Raw genomic sequence first — 20,548 nt, 5'->3', positions numbered from 1 at the left:
GCGTGCCTGCTTGCCGAGGGTCTGCATGGAAAGAAGGTGTCTCCGTCTTCTGCTGCTTCGAAGCATACCGCGCGGCGGGCCGTTCCGGCGCCGCGCGCAGTTCAGCGCCGCACCTCGCGCTGGAAGATTTCCATGCTGAGCCGCTTGGTATCGACGAAGCTGGGCTGCGACAGCGTCTCGACCGTGCGGGGTCGCGCATCGCCGTAGTGCAGGATTTCCGCGACCCGCGTGGGGCGTTTGGTCAGCAGCAGCACTTCGTCGGCCAGGTAGACCGCTTCCTCGAGATCGTGCGAGACAAGCATCATGGTGGTGCCGGTCTGCATGAAGACCTCCTGCAGCTTCTCGCGGATGAACAGCGTCATCTCGAAATCCAGCGCCGAGAAGGGTTCGTCGAGGAACAGCACTTCGGGCTTCGGCGCCAGCGCGCGCATGATCGATGCGGTCTGCTGCTGGCCGCCTGACAGCTCATACGGATAGCGGTTCAGGTCGAACTTGACGTCGAAGGAGGCGACCAGCTCGGCCATGCGGCGGTCGACCTCGGCCTTGGATTGCCCGGCCATCTTCAGCGGGTAGGCGATATTGTCGATGGTCCGCATCCACGGAAACAGCGCCTCGCGGTAGTTCTGGAACACGTAGCCGATCTTGGTGTCCTTCAGCGACTTGCCGTCGAACAGGATTTCGCCGGCGTCGATCGGCACCAGCCCGGCAATCATGTTGATCAGCGTGGACTTGCCGCATCCGTTGGGACCGAAGATCGAGACGATCTTGCCCTTCGGGATATCGAGATCGAAATTCTCGTACAGCGGCCAGCCGGCGAAGTACTTGGTCAGCCCACGGATGGTGATATGCGTGCCGGCGGGGCCGGGACGGAAGGCCGGCTTCGGCGTATCCGCGAAAACGGGGGCGTTGATCACTGCGCTCATCTGCCGCTCCAATGCACGATCCGGCGTTCGATCACCAGAAACAGGATGTTCAATACATAGCCGAGCGCGCCCGCGGCCAGGATCGCCGCGTACATGCTCTTGACGTTCAGAACCTGCTGCGCGTCGATGATGCGATGGCCAAGGCCGTTCTCCGAGCCGATGAACATCTCGGCGACGATCACGATCACCAGCGCCATCGATACCGCCGAGCGCAGGCCGACGAAGGACGGCTGCAGGCTTTCCCAGATCAGCACGTCCTTGAAGATCTGCCAGCGCGAGGCACCCATCACCTGCGCCGCCGCCACGCGCTGCTTGCGCGCGTTGATCACGCCGTAGGCGCTGTTGAATACCACGATCAGCAGTGCGCCGAACGCGGCGATCGCCACCTTGTTGATGTCCGAGACGCCGAAGATCAGCAGGAATAGCGGGATCAGTGCCGACGACGGCGTCGAGCGGAAGAAGTCGATCAGGAACTCGACGCTGCGATAGGCCTTCTCGTTGCTGCCGAGCACCACGCCCAGCGGCATGCCGACGACCGCAGCCACGAGGAAGGCCTGCAGCGTGCGCGCGACCGTCACCAGGAAGTCGGTCAGCAGCGGACCGCCGAGCAGGCCCGACACCAGCGTGGCGATGGTGTCGGACGGCGGCGGCAGCAGGATGGCCTTGATGAAGCCGCCGCGCACGGCCAGGTCCCAGATGATGAACAGCACCAGCGGGCCCAGGAAGGGCAGCAGGCGGCTGCCCAGCGATGCCTTCGGCGACGCGGGCGTGGATGCCGCCGCCGCGGCGGCCCATGGCGGAGAGACAGGCGAAGACGTGGTCGTTTCCGGCATGGCAATCAACCTTTGTAGAGCATCGAGTCGACCAGTACGCGCTTGCTGAAGATGCCCTTCTCGGCGAACAGGTCGAAATACTTCTGGAAGTACGCCACGTCGCTGGGCTTGAAATCGGTCGAGAACACGTAGTCGACCATCGGCACCTCGGCCGTCAGCGCCCCGTCGATGGCGGTATAGCCCTTCAGCGATGGGCGCGCCTCGGGCAGGTTCTTCTGCACCAGTTCGACGCCGCGCCGATAGGCCGCGATGTATTTGCGCGCGACGTCGGGATGCCTGGCGATGAATTCGCTGGACAGGCTGGCCGATCCGCCGAACCAGGGTGCCATCGGATCGCCCAGCAGGTATTTGGCGATCACGCCGACCTCCAGCGTGCGGGTCGCGCCATTGAGGCGGCCGATCGTGCCGGTCGGCTCCAGCGTGTAGCACGCTTCGATCTGGCCCGCGGCAATCGCGGCCACATGCTGGCCGATCGGCAACTCGACCACCGTGGCGCCGGTCGCGCCGGCGCGCTCGAGCACCGTCCTGGCCATCAGCACGTTCTGCACGCCGGGCCCGCAGCCGATCTTCCTGCCTTTCAGCTCGGCGATGCGCTGGACCGGGCTCTCCTTGGCGACCAGGAATTCGTCGAGCACGTACCTGGCATTGCTCGGGTTGGCGCAGAAGATCTTGACCAATCCCGGCTGGGCGATCTCGCCGATCGCCAGCGCGGCCGACGCGGTTCCACTGGCGCTGCCCTCGGCGCGCCCGGCGAGGATGGCTTCGGTGACCTGCTGCGGGCTGGCGAACTTCAGCGCCTGCACATTCAGGCCGGCCTCCTTGAAATAGCCCTTGTCGATTGCGGCGAAGAAAGGCAAGCCCGAGGCGACCGGCCAGAAACCGATGCGGATCGGCGGCGCGCTTTGCGCACGCACGATGGCGGGTGCGGCGATGGCGCCGAGCGCGGTCGCGGCGGCGGCCTTGAGCACGCTGCGGCGGCCGCGCTGCGGCGTTGCGGTGTCGAAAGCCGGCAACGCGCGGGCAGCGCGGGAGGGCATGGATTCACGGGGCATCAGATCGCTCCTGGAGGTTGAGGTCGCTGGTCGGTAGTGAGGCACGGGCAGTGTTCGGCGTGCGCGGGGCTCGATGGTTGGTGCGAGAGACGATTCCGTCAGGCGTTGGCCGCGACATAGGCGCGCCAGCCGCCGAAGTGGCTGATGTCGGTGGCACCGGCCAGCGCGAACGGCTCGCACAGGAAGCCCTGCACTTCGCTGCCGTCGTCGAGGCGGATGCGGCCGATGCCAAGCGGCGCAGGGATCAGCGCGACGAATGAGCCATAGTCCTGCATCGGCATCTCCCAGATTTCCAGCGCGATGCGGTGCCCGGTGCCGGGCGCGACGCGCAACAGCCCGGGCTTTGCCGGCGTGCTGTCCGGCAGCGCGTAGAGCCGATAGTCGGCGGCGGTCATGGCCGCGGATACCAGGCGCCCATGGCGCTCGGTCAGTTGGCGGTTCAGCGGCATGCCGCTCAGGTGCGCGCCCACCACGGCCACCCGCACGGTGTCCTGGCCCACGGGTGTGAGCCCAGGGATCGAGCCGGGCGTGGGCAACGGCAGGCCGGTCGCGCCCTGCGTCAGTCCGCTGCGGTGGTGATAGCGCTGCCCCAGCTCGGCCAGCCGCAGATCGCTGCCACATGGGCCGATCAGCGTGATGCCGAAGGGCAGGCCGTCCGCGCGCAGGCTGCTGGGAACCGACAAGGCCGCGTAGTCGAGCAGATTGACGAAATTGGTATAGGCGCCGAGATGGCGGTTCAGCGCGATCGGGTCGTCGCGCATCTGCGCGATCGTGTAGTGGGTCGGTGCGGTCGGCACCAGCAGCAGGTCGATGCGCTCCCACATCGCTGCCGCGCGCTGCCCGAGCGCACGCAATCGCGTCTGCGCGTCGAACACGTCGGCCGCGCTGTAGTCGCGGCCGCTGGCAACGATGCTGCGAACCGGCTCGAACACGTCGGCTTCGTGCGCATCGAAGAAGCGGCGGATCGCCGCGTAGCGCTCGGCCACCAGCGCGCTGTCGTAGAGCAGGGCAGCGGCCTCGGCGAGCGGCGCGTAGTCGATCGTCACCGGCTCGCCGCCCAGTTCGCGCAACCGTTCGATCGCGACGGTGAATTCGCGCTCGGCAAGCGCATCGCCGCAGAATTCGAGCGTGTTGGGGACGCCAAAACGGAAGGTGGCCGGAAAGGGGCAGCGACAAAGCTGCAGTTCGCGTGAGTACGGGTCGAGCGCGTCGTAGCCCTGGGCAACGGCCAGTACACGGGATGCCGTGTCGACCGTGCGCGCGAAGATGGACACGCAGTCGACGCTCTGCGCTGCCGGCAGTACGCCGCGGGCGCTGATCAGACCCTTGCTCGGCTTGAGCCCGACGATATTGTTCAGCCCCGCGGGCACGCGGCCGGAGCCGGCGGTATCGGTGCCCAGCGCGAAATCGACTTCACCGGTGGCCACCACATAGGCCGAACCCGAGCTCGATCCTCCAGACACATAGCGCGCATCGAAGGCGTTGGGCACCGCGCCATAGGGCGAACGCGTGCCGTTCAACCCGCAAGCGAACTGATCGAGATTGGTCTTTCCATACAGCGATGCACCAGCCGCAAGCAGGCTCTGCACCACCGGCGCGCTGTCGCGCGGCATCCGGTCGAACGCAGGGCAGGCCGCCGTGGTCGGGTAGCCGGCCAGATCGATGTTGTCCTTGATCGCAAACGACAGGCCGGCCAACGGCCCGTCGGCCGCGCCGGCAAGCGCGATGTCCAAGCGCCGGATCCAGGCGGGGGACGTCTCGTCATGAAGAATAGGGTCGGCAGCGGCAGGTCGCATTTTGGTGCATCCAAGCTTGTATCCAAGATGGAATGCAACCGCCATGCCAGCTCTCCCCGCAGTGTCCCGGCTCGCGGCGAACAGTCTGACGGCGATCAAACCGAGAACCGATTCGGCGCAATTGACTTCTAATGATAATGCAATATCATTATCGGATTTGTCGACCTGGCCGACCTTATCGACCTTATCGGCCTTATCGACCTTATTGGCCTCGTCGACCTCGTCGATCTCATCCACCCTGACCCGCTCACCGTGCGCTCTACCATGCAAAGACAACCTCATACAAACCGATGGCAGCAGCGCGCCGCCGTGGCTTTGCTGGCCACGGCGCCGGGCATCTGCGCGGCGCAGGAAGGCGAGGCCGGAGCGGTCGCGGAGCTGGAGGCGGTGACCGTTACCGGCACGCGCGAGCGGGCCTACCGCGCGGTGGTCGCACCCACCGCCAACAAGAGCGATACCGCGCTGAAGGAAACGCCGTTCTCGATCCAGACCGTGACGCGCGAGTTGATCGAGGACCGTGGCGTGTTCACGCTGGGGGAGGCCATCCGCACGGTCCCCGGTGTGACGGCACAAGTCGGCTGGGGCGGCAGCAACGACCGCTTCCGCCTGCGCGGCTTCGCGACCTCGGCGAACCTGAAGAACGGCTTTCGCCGCAGCGTCTTCGCCCCGGTCGACGAGATGGCCAACATCGAGCAGATCGAGGTGCTCAAGGGCCCGGCGTCCGCGCTCTATGGCCGCTTCGAGCCGGGCGGCGTGGTCAATATCGTGACCCGCAAGCCGCTGGACAAGCCGAGGCACAGCGTGGAATTGACCGGCGGCAGCCATGATTTCCGGCGCGCGACAGTGGACAGCACCGGGCCGATCAGCGACACGCTGAGCTACCGGATCACCGGCTCGTGGCAGGACAATCGCAGCTTCCGCGACTTCGTCGACGCGCAGACGCTGTTCGTCTCGCCGGTGCTGCAGTGGAAGCTGGCACCGCAGACCCGCCTGACCGCGGAGTTCGAGTTCGGCCGCCGGCGCGGCGCCTTCGACCGCGGCTTCGGCAACAGCCCGCTGTTCCTCAACGTGCCGATCCACTACAACTATGGCGAGCGGGACGCGCGGCTGGACAACGACAGCGCGCTGGGCTCGCTGGTGCTCGATCATCGCTTCGACAATGGCTGGGCATTGCGCGCCGGCGCGCTGCGCTCCCATGCGCGCACCGATGCGGTCTGGTACCCGTATGGATTTCCCGCGCTCAGCGGCGCCGATGGGCCCGACCCGCAGGTCAATCGCCGCAAGCAGCGCAATATCGACCGGCAGACCGATACCACGCTGATGGCCGAGGCCTCGCGCCGCTTCGATACCGGCGGCATCGGCCACCGCGTATTGATCGGTGCCGATTACAACTGGGACGAGTGGGACTTCAGCGCGCAGGCGAATCTGGGGCCGGGCGGCTTCCCGGTGAACCTGCCGATCGATCTCTACCACCCGGTGCATGGCGCCAACGCCGGCGCGCTGCTGCCGTACGACGGCTCGCGCTACGCCAGCCGCAACCTCGGCCTGTACGCGCAGGACGAGCTGCAGTTCGGACCGCATTGGCGATTGCTGCTCGGCCTGCGCTACGACCGCTCGCGGACCAGCGCGCGCGCCCAGTACCTGCAGGCGGCCGACACGCTGGTGCGGCATGACGATGCGCTGTCGCCGCGCGTGGGGCTGACGTGGACGCCGGTCGAGCCCGTGTCGCTCTACGCCAGCTGGGCGCGGTCCTTCCTGACCGAACCGTCCGGCGGCATGCTGCGCGCCGGCACGCTGCCCGCGCCGTCGCGCGGCAAGCAGACCGAGATTGGCGCCAAGTTCAGCCTGCTGGACGGCCGGCTGGAGCCGACCGTCGCACTGTTCGACATCCGCCGCAGCAACGGCGTGGTCTCCGATCCGGAGGACTTCAACTATGTGGTCCAGGTCGGCGAGCAGCGCAGCCGCGGCTGGGAGATCGACGTGCCGTTCAGCATCACGCCACGCTGGCGCGTGCTGGCGAGCTACACGCAATACAAGGCCGAGATCGCCGCCGACAGCAATCCGGCGCTGGTCGGCAAGCTGCTGGCCAATGCGCCGCGCCGCACCGCCAGTATCTGGACCACCTACGATTTCGCCGGCGCCGCGTCGGGACTGAGCGTCGGCATCGGCGCGACCTATGTGGGCGAACGGCAGGCCAACACGGAGAACTCGTTCGCTCTGCCGTCCTACACGCGCTGGGACGCAAATATCGCCTACCGCTTCGGCAAGGCGCGGCGCTACAAGCTGCAGCTGACGGTGCAGAACCTGGGCGATCGCCGCTATTACGACTCCGGCGGCGCCTTCGTGCCGACCTATCCGGGCGCGCCGCGCACCGTGTTCGCCAGCTTCGGAGCGACGCTGTGACGGTGTTGGCGACCACGGGACTGTTCGCCGGCCATGGCGGGCGTCCGCTGCTCGGGCCGCTCGACCTGTCCATCCCGAGCGGGCGGTTCGTCTGCCTGCTGGGCGCGAATGGCGCCGGCAAATCGACGCTGATCCGCACGCTGTGCGCGATGCAGGCGCCCGTGGCGGGACAGGTGCATCTGGACGGCGAGTCGATCCACGCGATGCCCGCCGCGCAACGTGCGCGGCGTCTTGCCGTGGTGTTGACCGAGCGGGTCGACGGCACGCTGATGCGCGGCTACGAGCTGGCCAGCATGGGGCGCTATCCCTATCTGGGCTGGGCGGGCCGGCTGAGCCCCGACGACCATCGCATCGTGCACGACGCGCTGGCGAGCGCCGGCGCCCTGTCGCTGGCGGAGCGGCTGGTTGCCGAGATGTCCGACGGCGAGCGGCAGAAGATCATGATTGCCCGCGCGCTGGCACAGCAGCCACGCTTGCTGGTGCTCGACGAAGCGACCGCCTTCCTCGACCTGCCGCGCCGCGTCGGCACGATGCAGCTGCTGCTGGATCTTGCACACCGGCATGGCCTCGCGGTACTGCTGTCCACGCACGACCTGGAACTGGCGCTGCGCTACGCCGACGAGCTGTGGTTGATCGACGGCCAGCGGCGGTTGCATGTCGGCGCACCGGAGGACCTCGCCATCGACGGCGTGCTGGGGGCGAGCTTTGCCGCCGACGGACTGACCTTCGATCTCGAACGCGCGGAGCTGCGCGTGGGACCGGCAGGAACCCGCGCGATCCGGCTGGAAGGCGCGGGGCTGCGCGCCAGCTGGGCCGCACGGGCGCTGGAGCGGGCCGGGTATGTGCGCGATCCCGCCGCCGCGCTGACGCTGCGCGCCGATGCGGCGGGATATACCGTCGCCGGTGAAGGCGGCGTGGCGACGTGCTATCCGACGCTTGGCGCGCTGGTCGAGGCGCTACGAACGCCGTCGAGCGCGGCGGCGTTCGCACGGGAGGAGCCGCGGTGAACCGGCGCGGGACCGCGACCGTAACCGGGTCCGCCATCGCGTCGGCGACCGCATCGGCGATCGCGTGGGCCAGCGCGTCCGCCATCGCGCTGGCCGTGCTGCTGTGCGGCTGCACGCGGATCGAAGCGCCGCCGCGCGCCAGGTGGCCGAAGCAGGCCGTCGGCGCTGCCGGGCCCACCGCGAATCTCGATGCCGCTTGCGTCGCCGACTATCGGCCCGGAGTCGATTATTTCCCGCACAAGACGACGTTCTCGCATGCGTCCCAGCTCGAGGTCGAATACGGCCCGCACTACAAGCGCGTGCGCTTCACGCCGAGCGTGGGCACCGGCGAACGGCTCGAATACCTGCTGGTCCAGTGCGGTACGCCGGTGCCGCCGCATCGCGACGACGTACCGGTGATCATGGTGCCGATCCAGCGCCTGGTCACCGGCAACGCGGCCATGCTCGGCGCGCTTGACGAACTGGGCCTGGTGGAACGCCTGTTCGGCACGGAAAACGTGCGCAGCGTGACCGTGCCATCGGTGCGGGCGCGGATCGAGCAGGGCAAGGTCCATGATATGTGGGGCTACGGCCATGCCTCGATCGAGCAGGCGATGTCGGTGCAGGCCGATGTCTATCTCAGCTTCTATTCGGCCTATCCGCAGGGCAATATGCATCCGCGCCTGTGGGAGCTGGGCGTGCGTGCGATCGCGCAGGCGGACCATCACGAGCCCCATCCGCTCGGGCGCGCGGAATGGCTCAAGCTGCTGGCGCTGCTGACCAACCGCGAGCAGCGGGCCAACGCGCAGTTCGCGTCGATCGAGGCGGCGTACCGCCGGCTGGCCACGCTGGCGGCGCGCGCGCCGACTCGTCCCGCGGTGATGTCCGGCTTTGCCGCGGGACGACAGAGCTTCGAGACCTTCGGCGCGGACAACCAGCGCGCGCGGCTGATTGCGGACGCGGGCGGACGCTATGTGCTGGACGGCGGCGGCACCGGCAGCCTGGTCTATCTGCCGTTCGAGCGCGTCTATGCGCGCGGCGTCGATGCGCCGGCCTGGCTCGGCACGGTGGGAGGGCGGGCCGATCTCGAAGCATGGCTTGCCGCCAGTCCGCTGCACGGGCGCTTTGCCGCGGCGGCCGGCCGCAACGTCCATGCATGGGACCGCGGCTATACCGGGGCCTGGGCGTATCCGTACCAGGACCAGAGCATGACGCGGCCGCATATCCAGCTCGCCGAGGCCATCGCGGCGCTGCATCCCCAACTTGCTGACGAAGCGGCCGACATCATTTTGGCTGCGCAAGCCGCCACGCCGACCTCCGATCCCCCCTCTCGATTCCTGCGGAAACTACCGTGACGACCCTGACTTCTGCCACGGCGCCGATGCCGCGGACCTCCATGCGGCGTGCTCCGCTGAGCTTCGCCGGCCTGGTGCTGGCCATCGTGGTGTTGCTGCTGACCGAACTCACGCTGGGCGCGGTGGCCGTGCCGCTGCCGGCCGTGCTGCAGGTATTGACCGCGCAGCCGGTCGAGGCCGAGGTCTGGCGCGAGATCGTGCTGGGCTTTCGCCTGCCGCGGGCGATCAACGCGATGGTCAGCGGGGCCGCCCTGGGCGTGTCGGGCCTGCTGCTGCAGACGCTGTTCCGCAATCCGCTGGCCGATCCCTTCGTGCTCGGCATCGTGCACGGCGCGCGGCTGGGCACGGCACTGCTGGTCACCATCGCCGGCGTCGCGGGCAATGCCTTTCTGCTGCGCTACGGACTGGTCGGCGACCTCGGCATGGCACTGGCATCGATCGCCGGCTCCACCGCCGTGCTGGCCTTGCTCGCGGTGCTGTCGCGCCGGGTCGGCACGGTGACGCTGCTGATCACCGGACTGATGCTCGGCTATCTGGCGGTCGGGCTGATCAGCGCCTCGATGCACTTCATCGACGAAACGCAGGCGCGCGCGTTCAAGGCCTGGGACGACGCCAGCTTTGCCGGTGCCACGCGCCGGCAGCTCGAACTGCTGGTGCCCGGGGTAGCGATCGGCCTGCTCGGCAGCCTGTTGCTGGTCAAGCCGCTCAACGGCCTGCTGCTCGGGGAGCGCTATGCCGAATCGATGGGGATTCCGGTGGCGCGGGTCAAGCGGGCCGCGTTGCTGGCCACCGCATGGCTGACGGGACTGGTGACGGCCTTCTGCGGACCGGTGGGCTTCCTGGGACTGGTTTCCGCGCAGGTGGCCCGCGCGCTGTGGCGCTGCGCCGACCATCGCGTGCTGCTGCCCGGTGCGGCGCTGGTCGGCGCGGTCCTCGGCCTTGCCGCCGACCTGGTGGTGCATCTGCCTTGGAGCCGGCATGTGTTTCACCTCAACGCAGTGATCGGCCTGGTCGGCGCGCCGGTGGCGCTCTACATGCTGTACCGGACAAAGGCGCTGCATCGCGCCGAATGAGGACTACTGCGGCGGCGGCCTTCCACTGAATAAGTGCAATTAACCGCCAGTATTTTCGCCCAACTCCCAAGCCCGCCTGCAATCTGCGCGATCCGGACGGCAACAAGGTCCACGTGGTCCATCGCGACGATCTGCCTGCGGTTTCCGGCTGACAGGCAACAGCCGCCGCGGATTTCACTTGCGGCATCGTCGCCGCGCGCCGGTCACCGCCGCACGCGCGATGCCCAGAACAGGCTGACAGCTAGTCCATCGCGGGTCAGCGTCCGGCGCTGCCGGTGTGGGCAAGGAGTGGTGTGGATCGCCGGCATGATACGGGCGATCCGCGGCGGCACGACGGCCTAATCGAGAAACAGGTCCGCGATCACCGAACGCAGCCAGCGATTGGCCGGGTCCTGATGGTAGCGCTCGTGCCAATGCTGCTTGATCGAAAACGTCGGCAGCGGGAAGGGCGGGGCCAGCGCCTTGACGTTGGCGATGCCCATCAGCATCTGCGCCACTCGCTCCGGCACCGTGGCAACCAGGTCCGTATTGGCCAGCAGATTCCCGAGGCCCGGCAGTGTCGGCAGCGACAGCGCGACGTTGCGCGTGACGCGCCGCCGCTCCAGCTCGCGCTCGAGCAGATCGTGCCCGGTGCCGGCCGCGGTGATGGCAACGTGCTTCTCGCGCTTGAACAGCGACACCGTCATGCGCCGATCCACGCGGGGATGGTCCTGTCGCACCACGCAGGCGAAGCCCTGGTGAAACAGCCGTTGCTGGTAGAAGCCGGCCTCCAGCTCCGGCATGAAGCCGACCGCCAGATCGGCCTCGCCGCTTTCGAGCTGCTTCGGCGTGTCCGTGGAGATGCGCATCACTTCCACGCGAATGCCCGGCGCCAGCGCATGCAGTCGGTTCATCAGGCCCGGCAGAAACTGCAGATGACTGATATCGGTCATGCTGATGCGGAAGGTGCGTTCCGATCGCGGCGGGTCGAACACCACCTGCTGCTGCGTGGCGGTGCGCAGGATCGCCAGCGCCTGGCGGAACGGCTGGATCAGCGTCTCCGCATGCGGGGTCGGCAGCATGCCTTCGGCGGTCCTGACGAACAGCGGATCGCCGAACTGCTTGCGCAGGCGGCCAAGCGCCAGGCTGACCGAGGTCTGCGGCAGGCCAAGATGTTCGCCCGCACGCGACACGCTTCGCGTCTTGTACACCTCGTCGAAGATCGCCAGCAGCTTCGTATCCATTATTAAGAATCCCGCTTGCGCCTATGTCGGCCATTGCATGGACGCCATAGTGCCATTGCCCTAATCTTGCCGCAAGGCGCCACCGGATAGCGCGCCGGCATACAAACAAGACATCCTTGGAGACATCGCATGCAAACAGGCAGGCTGGGGAGATGGCTCGCTTGTACCGCGCTGGCCGCGACGGCCGCGGTATCGACGCTTTCCCATGGACAGGACTGGCCGAGCGGACCGGTGCGCGTGATCGTGCCGTTTGCGGCCGGCTCGACGCCCGATATCACCGCGCGGCTGATCGGCGAACGGCTGACAGCACGGCTGGGGCAGCCGATGGTGGTGGAGAACAAGACGGGTGCCGCCGGCAATATCGGCACCGATGCCATCGCCAAGGCAAAACCCGATGGACAAGCGATCGGGCTCAGCATCGCCGGTCCGCTGGCGGTCAATTCGCTGCTGTACGGCAAGATGCCCTATGACCCTGCGCGCGACCTGCAGCCGGTGACCATCGCGACCAGCCAGCCGGCGGTGCTGGTCGTAGCCAATCGCGTCCCGGCGCGCAACGCTGCCGAACTGCTGGCGCTGCTGAAGAAGCAACCGAAGGCATTGAGCTATTCATCGATGGGCGCCGGCACGATCTCGCATCTGGCGGTGGCGGCGCTGGCCGCGCGCAGCGAGGCCGATCCGGTCCATGTGCCGTACCCCGGCTCCGGCGCGGCGGTCACCGCCGTGATCGCCGGCGACGTCGACATGGCAATCCTGCCGGCGGCCACCGTGATGCCGCATGTCAGGAATGGGCGCATCAAGGCGCTGGCGGTGGCCAGCGCGAAGCGTTCGCCCTCGCTGCCGGACCTGCCGACGCTCGCGGAGGCCGGCATCGCCGACGTGCAGGCGGACGCCTGGATCGGCTATGTGGTGCCGGCCGGCACGCCGGCGCCGATCGTCAAGCGGCTGCACGACGAGATCGTCGCGGTGCTGGCGGAACCGGCGCTGCGCGAGAAGCTGCGCCTCCAATTCATGGACCCGGTCGGCAACACGCCCGATGCGTTCCGCCGCGTGATGGCGGAGGACGTCGCACGCTGGAAGCCGGTCATCGAAAAACACAGGATTCGGCTGGACTAGCATGGCAACGACAATGGAAGGTCTCTCTGCTCGCTCTGGACTCTCTCGCGGGGACACGCTGACCGAGGCGGCGCGCGATGTCCCCGTGCTCGGCCCCTTCGATGTGGTCGTGCTGGGCGGCGGCCCCGCCGGCATCAGCGCGGCCGCGGCGGCGGCCTGCAACGGGGCGCGCGTGCTGCTGGCCGAGCGCTACGGTTTCCTCGGCGGCATGGGCACGGCGGCCGGCGTGACCAACTTCTGCGGGCTGCATGCCAACGTATTCGGCGAGATCCGCCAGGTGGTGCACGGCGTCGCCGACGATCTGCTGATGCGGATGCGCCGGCTCGACGGCCTGAACGAACCGCATCTCGTGCTCGGCAAGATCCACGCGCAAGCCTATGACATGTCGGCGTTCAAGTGCGCCGCCGATGCGCTGCTGGCCGATCACGGCGTTCATCTGCTGTTCCATGCGCTGGCCGCCGGCGTCGCGCGGCATGCGGACGGCACGCTCGATGCGCTGCTGCTCGAGACCAAGTCCGGCCGCGTCGCGGTGCGCGCGCGCTGTTTCATCGATTGCTCGGGCGACGCCGACATCGCGCACTGGGCCGGGGTGCCGACCGAGAAGGGTGACGGCCACGGACATATGCTGTACCCCACGCTGATGTTCCGCGTCGGCAATGTCGATGCGCAACGCGCGGGCGAGGCCTGGAAGACGATCCCGGCGTTGATGGACGAAGCCGAGGCCGCCGGGGAATTCCGCTTCCCGCGGCGCGGCGCGGTGGTCCGCCCGCAGAAGCATCCTTACGAGTGGCGCGTCAACGTGACCCAGCTGCGCAAGCTCGACGGCTCGGCAACCGACGGCACCGATGCGCAGTCGCTGAGCGAAGGAGAGATCGAGGGCCGCCGCCAGATCGTCGAGTACCTGCGCTTCCTGCGCACCAGGGTGCCGGGCTTCGAGAACGCCTACGCGCTCGACATCGCGCCGCAGCTCGGCATCCGCGAAACGCGCCGCCTGATCGGCGAAACCATGCTGAGCGCCGACGATGTGCTTAACTGCGCGGATTTCCCCGATGCGATCGGCGTCAACGGCTGGCCGCTGGAAAAGCATGTGGCCGGCGACGTGCAATGGGTCTGGCCGCCGATTCCGGATTCGCGCGGCTACAACCAGCTGCCATACCGGATGCTGCTGCCTCGCCGCGCCAGCGCGGGTGGCGTCGACAACCTGCTGGTGGCGGGCCGCTGTGCGTCGATGACGCATGACGGGCAATCGGCCGCGCGCGTGTCCGGCGCCTGCTTCGTGATGGGCCAGGCGGCCGGCACCGCAGCCGCGCTGGCGGTGCGCGACGGCCGTTCGCCGCACGACATCGACGTGGCGGAACTGCAGGCCTTGCTGGTCAAGCAGGGCGCCTTTCTCGGCGAAGCGAAATATGAGCGCTTGAAGCGCGCCTAGCCCTGCACCGCGGGTATCGCCGCTCGGCCGCCCGGATGCCCGCGGCCGAGCACCAGCATCGTCAGGCCGGCCAGTACAGCCGGAATGCCGACCAGCACGAACAGCGCCGGCATGCCCAGACCCAGCGACAGCATCGCGCCGCCGCCGACGGAGCCGACCACCGAGCCGATGCGCCCCACGCCGTTGGCCCAACTGACACCGGTCGCGCGGCAATCGGTCGGATAGTAGGCCGCCGACAGCGCGTTGGCGCCGACTTGGGAGCCGGACACGCAGAAGCCGGCCCAGAACACGGCGACGGCGGCCAGCACCGGGCTCGCGGTCACATTGCCGATCAGGGCGGTGAAAACGCCGGCCAGCGTGTAGCTCGCGGCCAGCACGTAGTGCGGGTTCAGCCGGTCCATCAGCCAGCCGAGCACGATGGCGCCCACGGTGCCGCCGACCTGGAACATCGCGGTCACCAGCGCCGCGTGCTTCAGCGAGATGCCGGTGCCGCGCAGCACGGTCGGCAGCCAGCTCGACAGCAGGTAGATCACCAGCAGGCTCATGAAGAAGGCGAACCACAGCAACAAGGTGCCGCGCAACAGATCGGGACGGAACAGATGCCAGACCGGCGAGCCGGCCTGCGCGCGCGGCGGCACCATGAAGCCGGCGTCGCGCAGGTCCGCGTTGCGGTCGATCCGCTGCAGCGTCGCGGCGACGCGATCGAGCTTCTTGCTCACGGTCACCAGATAACGGACCGACTCGGGCAGCAGCACCAGCAGTACCGGCACCAGCAGCAGCGGCAGCACGCCGCCGACCACCAGCACGGAGCGCCAGCCATACGATTCGATCAGGCCCGCGGAGGCCAGCCCGCCGAGCGCCGAGCCGATCGTGAAGCCGCAGAACATCGTCGTCACCAGGAACGAGCGGCGTTTGTCGGGACAGTATTCCGAGGTCAGCGTGATCGCGTTGGGCATCGCGCCGCCCAGCCCAAGGCCGGTGATGAAGCGCAGCGCGATCAGCTCCCACAGCGAGTTCGACCAGGCCGATACCAGGCTGGCCACGCCGAAGAACAGCACGCTGAAGACCAGCACCGTCTTGCGGCCGTAGCGGTCCGACAGCGGGCCGAACAGGAAGGCGCCACCCATGAGGCCGGCCAGGCCCGCGCCGAACAGCGGCCCCAGTTGTGCCGGGCTCAACTGCCATTCGCGGCGGATGGCGGGCGCGATGAAGCCGATCGCGGCGGTATCGAAGCCGTCGATGGCGACGACGAGGAAGCACAGTACGACGATCAGGATCTGGAACGGCGATAACGGCGCTTCGTCGATGAAGCGCGTCACGTCGATGGCGGCGGGGCGCGGCATGGTTGTCTCCGGATTCTGGTTTTGAATGGATGAGCTGGGGCGCCGCCGTCTCCGTGGGGAGGCGGCGGGACTACGTGGTCCAGCAAGAGCTTCAACGAAACGTCGAGCGACGAAATATCGAGCCGGGCTAGCCCGGGCGCTGGCCCGGAGCCTTCAGGCAATCCTGCGCGCGCCATCCATGCAGCCAGGCCAGCGCGTCGTAGAACTGCTCCTGCGTGCGGTCGACCCACAACGAATTGCGCACCAGCCGTTCGACGCCCTTGGCGTGGTAGATCCGGCCCATTTCGCGGGCGGAATACAGCACGCGCGCCGTGCGCGGAATCCGGACCTTGTCGTACAGCGCGAACGCGGCCTCGAAGTCGCCGTCGCAGTGCTCGACCGCGGCGCCGAGCGTCACCGCGTCCTCCAGCGCCTGGCAGGCGCCCTGAGCGAGGTATTGCGTCATCGGATGGGCGGCGTCGCCCAGCAGCGTGGCGCGGCCGAAGCTCCAGCGCTCGACCGGATCGCGGTCGGCGGTCGCCCAGCGTTTCCACGAGGTCGGACGATGCAGCATCTGATGCGGGCGCGGATGGATGCCTTCGAAGTAGGACAGCACTTCCTCCTTGCTGCCCTCGCGCACGCCCCACACCTCCTGCTCGCGGCTATGGAACGTCACCACCAGGTTGTACTGCTGGCCGCCGCGCAGCGGGTAGTGGACCAGATGGCAATGGTGACCCGCCCAGACCACCGGCGCATTGATGCGCAGGTCCTGCGGCATGTCCTCCAGTTCGACGACCGCGCGATAGACCACGTGGCCCGTGACGCGTGGCTCGTCGCCCAGCAGCACCTGGCGCACGGCCGATTTGACGCCGTCGCAGCCGATCACGGCGTCCGCGCGGTGCCGCTCGCCGCGCTGGTCGATCACGGTGACGCCGTTGTCGTCCTGCTCGAGGCCCTCCACCCGCGTGGCCGTGCGGAAGCGGATCAGCGGATGGTCCTGCACCGCTTCGAGGATCGACAGATGGATGTCGGCGCGATGGATCACGGCATAGGGATTGCCGAACCGTTCGCGGTAGCGTTCGCCGACGTCGACCACCGCGACCTCGCTGGCATCGACCGCGTCCATCAGCATCAAATGGTCGGTGAATACCGAGCGGTTGCGCGCTGCCTCGCCGACCCCGAGCGCGTCCAGCGCGGCGAAGGCATTGGCCGCGAGCTGGATGCCCGCGCCGATCTCGCCGATCTGTTCGGCCTGTTCCAGCAATTCGATGCGGATGCCCTGCCGCGCGAGGGCCAGCGCCGCGGCCAGGCCGCCGATGCCGCCGCCGACCACGATGACCTTGCGGTCCTGTTGTGTTGTGTTCATCGATGTCTCCTGTCCCGCTCCTCGGGCAGCATGGCGCTCAGCCTTGATAGTCCGGCTGCCGGCGCGGCTCGGCGGCGCGGAAGGCCGGATGCTCGGCCGCATGGCGGTAGACCGCCATCGTCAGCGGAAAGCGCTCGGTGTCGCAGCCCATGCGCTGCGCGTTGGCGATCTGGGGCACCAGGCAGCAGTCCGCCAGCGTTGGCTGGTCGCCGAAGCACCACGGGCCGGCCGCGCGCTTGGCCAGCAGCCGTTCGACCATGGCCAGGCCCTCGTCGACCCAGTGCCGGTACCACGCATCCTTCTGCTCCGGCGATACGCCCAGCGTGTCCTGCAGATAGCGCAGCACGCGCAGGTTGTTGACCGGATGGATGTCGCAGGCGATCGCATACGACAGCTCCAGCACGCGCGCCCGCGCTTCGGGGTCGGCGGGGATCAGCCGCGGTTCCGGATGGCGCGCATCGAGGTAGTCGATGATCGCCAGCGATTGCCCCAGGTGCAGGTCGCCGTCGGCCAGCGCCGGCACGCTGGCCGAGGGGTTGATCCGCTCGACATAGCTGGCGTCGCGATGCGCGCCGTTGCGGATATTGACCGGCACGTAGTCGTAGGGCAGGCCCTTCAGCGCGAGCGCGATGCGCACGCGGTAGGACGTCGAGCTGTTGAAGAAGCTGTGCAGCTGCATGATCGGCTTCCGCTCAGACGATGCGCACCGACAGTTCGCCGAGTCCCTGCACGCCGGCCACTATTTGCTGTCCCGGCTTCACCGCGCCGACGCCTTCCGGCGTGCCGGTAAAGATCAGGTCGCCCGCTTGCAGGCGGAAGTACTGCGACAGGCAGGCCACCGTTTCCGCGACCGACCAGATCAAATGCGAGACATTGCTGCGCTGGCGCGTCTCGCCATCGACGGTCAGCCACAGCTCGGCCTGCTCGGGGTGGCCGACGTTGCCGGCGCGATGCAGCGGGCCGATCGGTGCCGATGCATCGAAGGCCTTGCCGATTTCCCAGGGGCGGCCCATCTCGCGCATTTTCATCTGCAGGTCGCGCCGGGTCATGTCGAGACCCACCGCATAGCCCCAGACGTGGTCGAGCGCCTGCTCGACCGGAATATCGCTGCCGCCACGGCCGATCGCGGCCACCAGTTCCGCTTCGTAGTGATAGTTCTGCGTCTGCGAGGGGTAGGGCAGCGACAGCGTGTCGCCGTAGGCCACCGGAATCACCGCGTCGGCCGGCTTGCAGAAGAAGAACGGCGGCTCGCGGTCCGGATCGAAGCCCATTTCACGGGCATGCGCGGCGTAGTTGCGGCCGACGCAGTAGACGCGGCGAACTGGGAAGCGGTCGTCGCCGCTGCCGGCAACGGGAATGGCGACGGTGGGCGCCGGATCGAAAACATAGGGCATGGGAAGTCCTTGCAGGATCGTATCGTTCGGGAATGAATGCGGGGATGGCGCGCGCGGCCCGTGCGCCGGGGCGCGCCACTGTTCCGATGTGCGGGCGGTCAGAGCCGTTCTTCGCGCAGCAGATTCAAGGCGCTGAGCACCGGGCGGTCCGAATAGCTGAACAGCACCGCGTCCTCGACGCACGCCAGCTGCACCGGCTGCCACGACGGCGCGACGAAGATGTCGCGCGGCTCGAACTGGAACTGCATCTCGCCGATGCGCGCGGTGCCGCGGCCCTCGACGACGCTGTAGACGGTCGCATCGGTGCTGCGATAGGTGCGGCCCTGGAAGCCGGCCGGCAGCAGTTGCATGAAGGTGGCCATGGTCGGCATCGGCCAGCCGCCGGTGGCGGGATTGACGTAGCGCAGCTTGACGCCGTCCCACGGGTCCAGGTCGCCATGGCGATAGAGCTGGTCCAGCGCCTCGCGCGTCCTCGCGTACGGATAGCTGAAGATCGGCGAACTGCCGCCGGTTGGCTGGTGGCGCACCGGCACCATGTTGTTGCCGAAGCGCGCGAAGCTGTTGCCCTCGGGCCGCGTGACCGGCTGCACGGCTTCGGGATAGCTCTCGGCAAAGCCGGCATCGAGCTGCAGCAGCAGCGGGATATCGAGTCCGTCGAGCCAGACCACCGGTTCGCCACCGTCGGACTCGATTGGATTGCCGTGGTCATGCCAGGTCCACGACGGCGTGATGATGAAATCGCCGGGATGCATCGTCGTGCGTTCGCCGTCGACCGCGGTCCACGCGCCCTGGCCCTCGACGATGAAGCGCAGCGCGGACTGCGTATGGCGATGGCTGGGCGCGATTTCGCCGGGCAGGATCAGTTGCAGGCCCGCGTACAGCGTCGACGTAATGCTCGATTTGCCGCGCAGGCCGGGGTTTTCGAGCACCAGCACGCGGCGTACCGCTTCGTCGGCGCTGATTACCGAACCCGCCTGCATCACCAGCGGACGGATCTGCTCGTATTTCCAGATCGCCGGCTGCGCTTTCGGCTGCGGTTGCGGCGGCACCAGCGCGTGCAGCGATTCCCACAGCGGCGCCATATGGCTGCGTCCGATCTGCTCGTAATAGGCCGCGCGGGCGATATCCCGCTTGCTGTTCGACATCGAGGTCTCCAATCGAGAAGGCACCGGCGGAGGCCCCCATCTCCCGTCTGCGGATGAGAGGCAGGGGGGCTTGTCCGCGTCATTCGTCGTTATTCGTTGGTTGGAACTGTAGCCGTGCAGGTATATTTCGAAAAATGAATTGTTGATCTGATCCATACGAATATGGATATGACTGGGAGGGTTTTCCCTGATGGATTGGACACACAGGCTGCGGCTTCGCAACCTGCAAATGCTGTTGAGCCTGGCCGAGACCGGCAACATGAGCCAGACCGCGGCGGCGCTCAATACCACGCAGCCCGGCCTGTCGAAGTGGCTGCGGGAGCTCGAGGAGGACATCGGCCTGCCGCTGTTCGAGCGGCACGCGCGCGGCCTGCGGCCGACGCCTTACGGCGAATCGCTGATCGAACATGCGCGCCGCATCGAAGCGCAGCTCGATAGCGCGCGCGACGATCTGCAGGCGCTGCGCGATGGCGGCAGCGGCCTCGTGGTGATCGGCACCTCCGGCGCATCGGCGGCCGATACCGTGCCGCTGGCGGTGGTGCGGCTGCTCAAGGCGATGCCCGGCGCGCAGATCCGCCTGGTCGAGAGCACGATGGATGAGCTGATGAGCCGGCTCGCGCGCGGCGAGCTCGACATCGTGGTCGGGCGCTCCGCGCCCGAGTTGCAGGACGCGCGCCTGCGTACCGAAGCGCTGTACATGGAGCCGATCCACTTCGTCGCGCGCCCCAAGCATCCACTGCTGGCGATGGCGGCGCTCGACTGGAACGCGCTCGAATCGTTCCAATGGGTGATCTGGCCGCGCGGCACGCCGATCCGCAATGCGCTCGAATCCGCGTTGGCGGCGGCCGGGCGCCCGTTGCCCGCGCGCTGCGTCGAGTCCAATTCGACCATCCTGAACCTGACGCTGCTGAACCATACGAACATGATCGGCGTCGCCTCGCACCGCACCGCGCGCCGGCTCGAGGATCTGGGCGCGCTGCGCATCGTGCCGTTGCGGCTGTCGGGCTTCGGCTCGGTGTCGATGTATTGGCGCGAGGACAGCTTCCGCCGCGGCGCGGTGGTGGCCGCGCTCGATGCCTTGCGCGAAGCGGGCGGGGGTGGCAGCGTGTGACGGTGGTCTGCCGTCTCGAACGGT

General features: G+C 68.0%; 17 protein-coding genes. 7 read left to right on the top strand and 10 right to left on the bottom strand.

All coding sequences use genetic code 11. The features are described 5' to 3' along the window. Positions 1–101 precede the first annotated feature (101 nt). The 4 genes from K7G19_RS03650 to atzF form a co-directional block, all read right to left on the bottom strand. Positions 102–923: an ABC transporter ATP-binding protein gene (locus K7G19_RS03650; RefSeq protein ID WP_226105836.1), complete on the bottom strand. Its 822-nt coding sequence runs from the start codon at positions 921–923 to the stop codon at positions 102–104. Next, the gene (locus K7G19_RS03645) at positions 920–1,756 is read right to left on the bottom strand and encodes an ABC transporter permease (RefSeq protein ID WP_226105834.1); all 837 of its coding nucleotides are present in this window, start codon (positions 1,754–1,756) and stop codon (positions 920–922) included. The genes K7G19_RS03650 and K7G19_RS03645 overlap by 4 nt, the downstream gene beginning before the upstream one ends. Positions 1,757–1,761: 5 nt before the next feature. Continuing rightward, positions 1,762–2,793, bottom strand: a complete 1,032-nt coding sequence (locus tag K7G19_RS03640) for an ABC transporter substrate-binding protein (RefSeq protein ID WP_226106302.1) — start codon at positions 2,791–2,793, stop codon at positions 1,762–1,764. 113 nt (positions 2,794–2,906) lie between these two features. Continuing rightward, positions 2,907–4,604 carry an allophanate hydrolase gene (atzF, locus tag K7G19_RS03635; protein WP_226105832.1) on the bottom strand — a complete coding sequence of 566 codons (1,698 nt, stop codon included), beginning with the start codon at positions 4,602–4,604 and terminating at the stop codon, positions 2,907–2,909. A 309-nt stretch (positions 4,605–4,913) separates the two neighbouring features. On the opposite strand from atzF, the gene K7G19_RS03630 reads away from it, so the two are divergent. The 4 genes from K7G19_RS03630 to K7G19_RS03615 are packed head-to-tail and all read left to right on the top strand — an operon-like array spanning position 4,914 to position 10,421. After that, complete coding sequence (locus tag K7G19_RS03630; protein WP_226105830.1) at positions 4,914–7,007, top strand: TonB-dependent siderophore receptor; 2,094 nt, start codon at positions 4,914–4,916, stop codon at positions 7,005–7,007. Continuing rightward, on the top strand, positions 7,004–8,014 hold the full coding sequence (locus tag K7G19_RS03625) for an ABC transporter ATP-binding protein (RefSeq protein WP_226105828.1): 1,011 nt from the start codon (positions 7,004–7,006) through the stop codon (positions 8,012–8,014). The genes K7G19_RS03630 and K7G19_RS03625 overlap by 4 nt, the downstream gene beginning before the upstream one ends. Next, on the top strand, positions 8,011–9,348 hold the full coding sequence (locus tag K7G19_RS03620; protein ID WP_226105826.1) for an ABC transporter substrate-binding protein: 1,338 nt from the start codon (positions 8,011–8,013) through the stop codon (positions 9,346–9,348). Before K7G19_RS03625 ends, K7G19_RS03620 begins: the two co-directional genes overlap by 4 nt. Further along, positions 9,345–10,421: an iron ABC transporter permease gene (locus tag K7G19_RS03615; protein ID WP_226105824.1), complete on the top strand. Its 1,077-nt coding sequence runs from the start codon at positions 9,345–9,347 to the stop codon at positions 10,419–10,421. The genes K7G19_RS03620 and K7G19_RS03615 overlap by 4 nt, the downstream gene beginning before the upstream one ends. A gap of 338 nt (positions 10,422–10,759) precedes the next feature. Here the strand turns inward: K7G19_RS03615 and K7G19_RS03610 are convergent, their stop codons facing one another. Further along, the gene (locus tag K7G19_RS03610) at positions 10,760–11,644 is read right to left on the bottom strand and encodes a LysR family transcriptional regulator (protein ID WP_149316474.1); all 885 of its coding nucleotides are present in this window, start codon (positions 11,642–11,644) and stop codon (positions 10,760–10,762) included. A gap of 129 nt (positions 11,645–11,773) precedes the next feature. Between K7G19_RS03610 and K7G19_RS03605 the strand changes: the two genes are divergently transcribed. Then, positions 11,774–12,757 carry a tripartite tricarboxylate transporter substrate binding protein gene (locus tag K7G19_RS03605; protein ID WP_226105822.1) on the top strand — a complete coding sequence of 328 codons (984 nt, stop codon included), beginning with the start codon at positions 11,774–11,776 and terminating at the stop codon, positions 12,755–12,757. 13 nt (positions 12,758–12,770) lie between these two features. Continuing rightward, positions 12,771–14,186 (top strand): FAD-dependent oxidoreductase, encoded by a 1,416-nt coding sequence (locus K7G19_RS03600; RefSeq protein WP_226105821.1) that lies wholly within the window; start codon positions 12,771–12,773, stop codon positions 14,184–14,186. On the opposite strand, the gene K7G19_RS03595 is transcribed toward K7G19_RS03600, so the two are convergent. From K7G19_RS03595 to gtdA, 5 genes are all read right to left on the bottom strand, one after another. After that, the gene (locus K7G19_RS03595; RefSeq protein WP_226105819.1) at positions 14,183–15,529 is read right to left on the bottom strand and encodes an aromatic acid/H+ symport family MFS transporter; all 1,347 of its coding nucleotides are present in this window, start codon (positions 15,527–15,529) and stop codon (positions 14,183–14,185) included. The genes K7G19_RS03600 and K7G19_RS03595 overlap by 4 nt on opposite strands. 127 nt (positions 15,530–15,656) lie before the next feature. Further along, the gene (locus tag K7G19_RS03590) at positions 15,657–16,874 is read right to left on the bottom strand and encodes a 3-hydroxybenzoate 6-monooxygenase (protein ID WP_226105816.1); all 1,218 of its coding nucleotides are present in this window, start codon (positions 16,872–16,874) and stop codon (positions 15,657–15,659) included. Positions 16,875–16,911: 37 nt separating this feature from the next. Next, on the bottom strand, positions 16,912–17,553 hold the full coding sequence (gene maiA / locus K7G19_RS03585) for a maleylacetoacetate isomerase (protein WP_149316025.1): 642 nt from the start codon (positions 17,551–17,553) through the stop codon (positions 16,912–16,914). A 13-nt stretch (positions 17,554–17,566) separates the two neighbouring features. Then, complete coding sequence (locus tag K7G19_RS03580) at positions 17,567–18,268, bottom strand: fumarylacetoacetate hydrolase family protein (protein WP_226105814.1); 702 nt, start codon at positions 18,266–18,268, stop codon at positions 17,567–17,569. A 98-nt stretch (positions 18,269–18,366) separates the two neighbouring features. Then, positions 18,367–19,413: a gentisate 1,2-dioxygenase gene (gene gtdA, locus K7G19_RS03575; protein WP_226105812.1), complete on the bottom strand. Its 1,047-nt coding sequence runs from the start codon at positions 19,411–19,413 to the stop codon at positions 18,367–18,369. Between the two features lie 190 nt (positions 19,414–19,603). Here gtdA and K7G19_RS03570 point away from each other — a divergent pair, with 190 nt between their 5' ends. Beyond that, positions 19,604–20,524, top strand: coding sequence for a LysR substrate-binding domain-containing protein (locus K7G19_RS03570; protein WP_149316022.1), 921 nt, complete (start codon positions 19,604–19,606; stop codon positions 20,522–20,524). Positions 20,525–20,548 lie beyond the last annotated feature (24 nt).

Source organism: Cupriavidus sp. DB3 (genome assembly GCF_020418465.1).
Lineage (GTDB): Bacteria > Pseudomonadota > Gammaproteobacteria > Burkholderiales > Burkholderiaceae > Cupriavidus > Cupriavidus cauae.
Note: the sequence above shows the minus strand (reverse complement) of the source record. Positions and strands in the feature narration are given on the sequence as shown.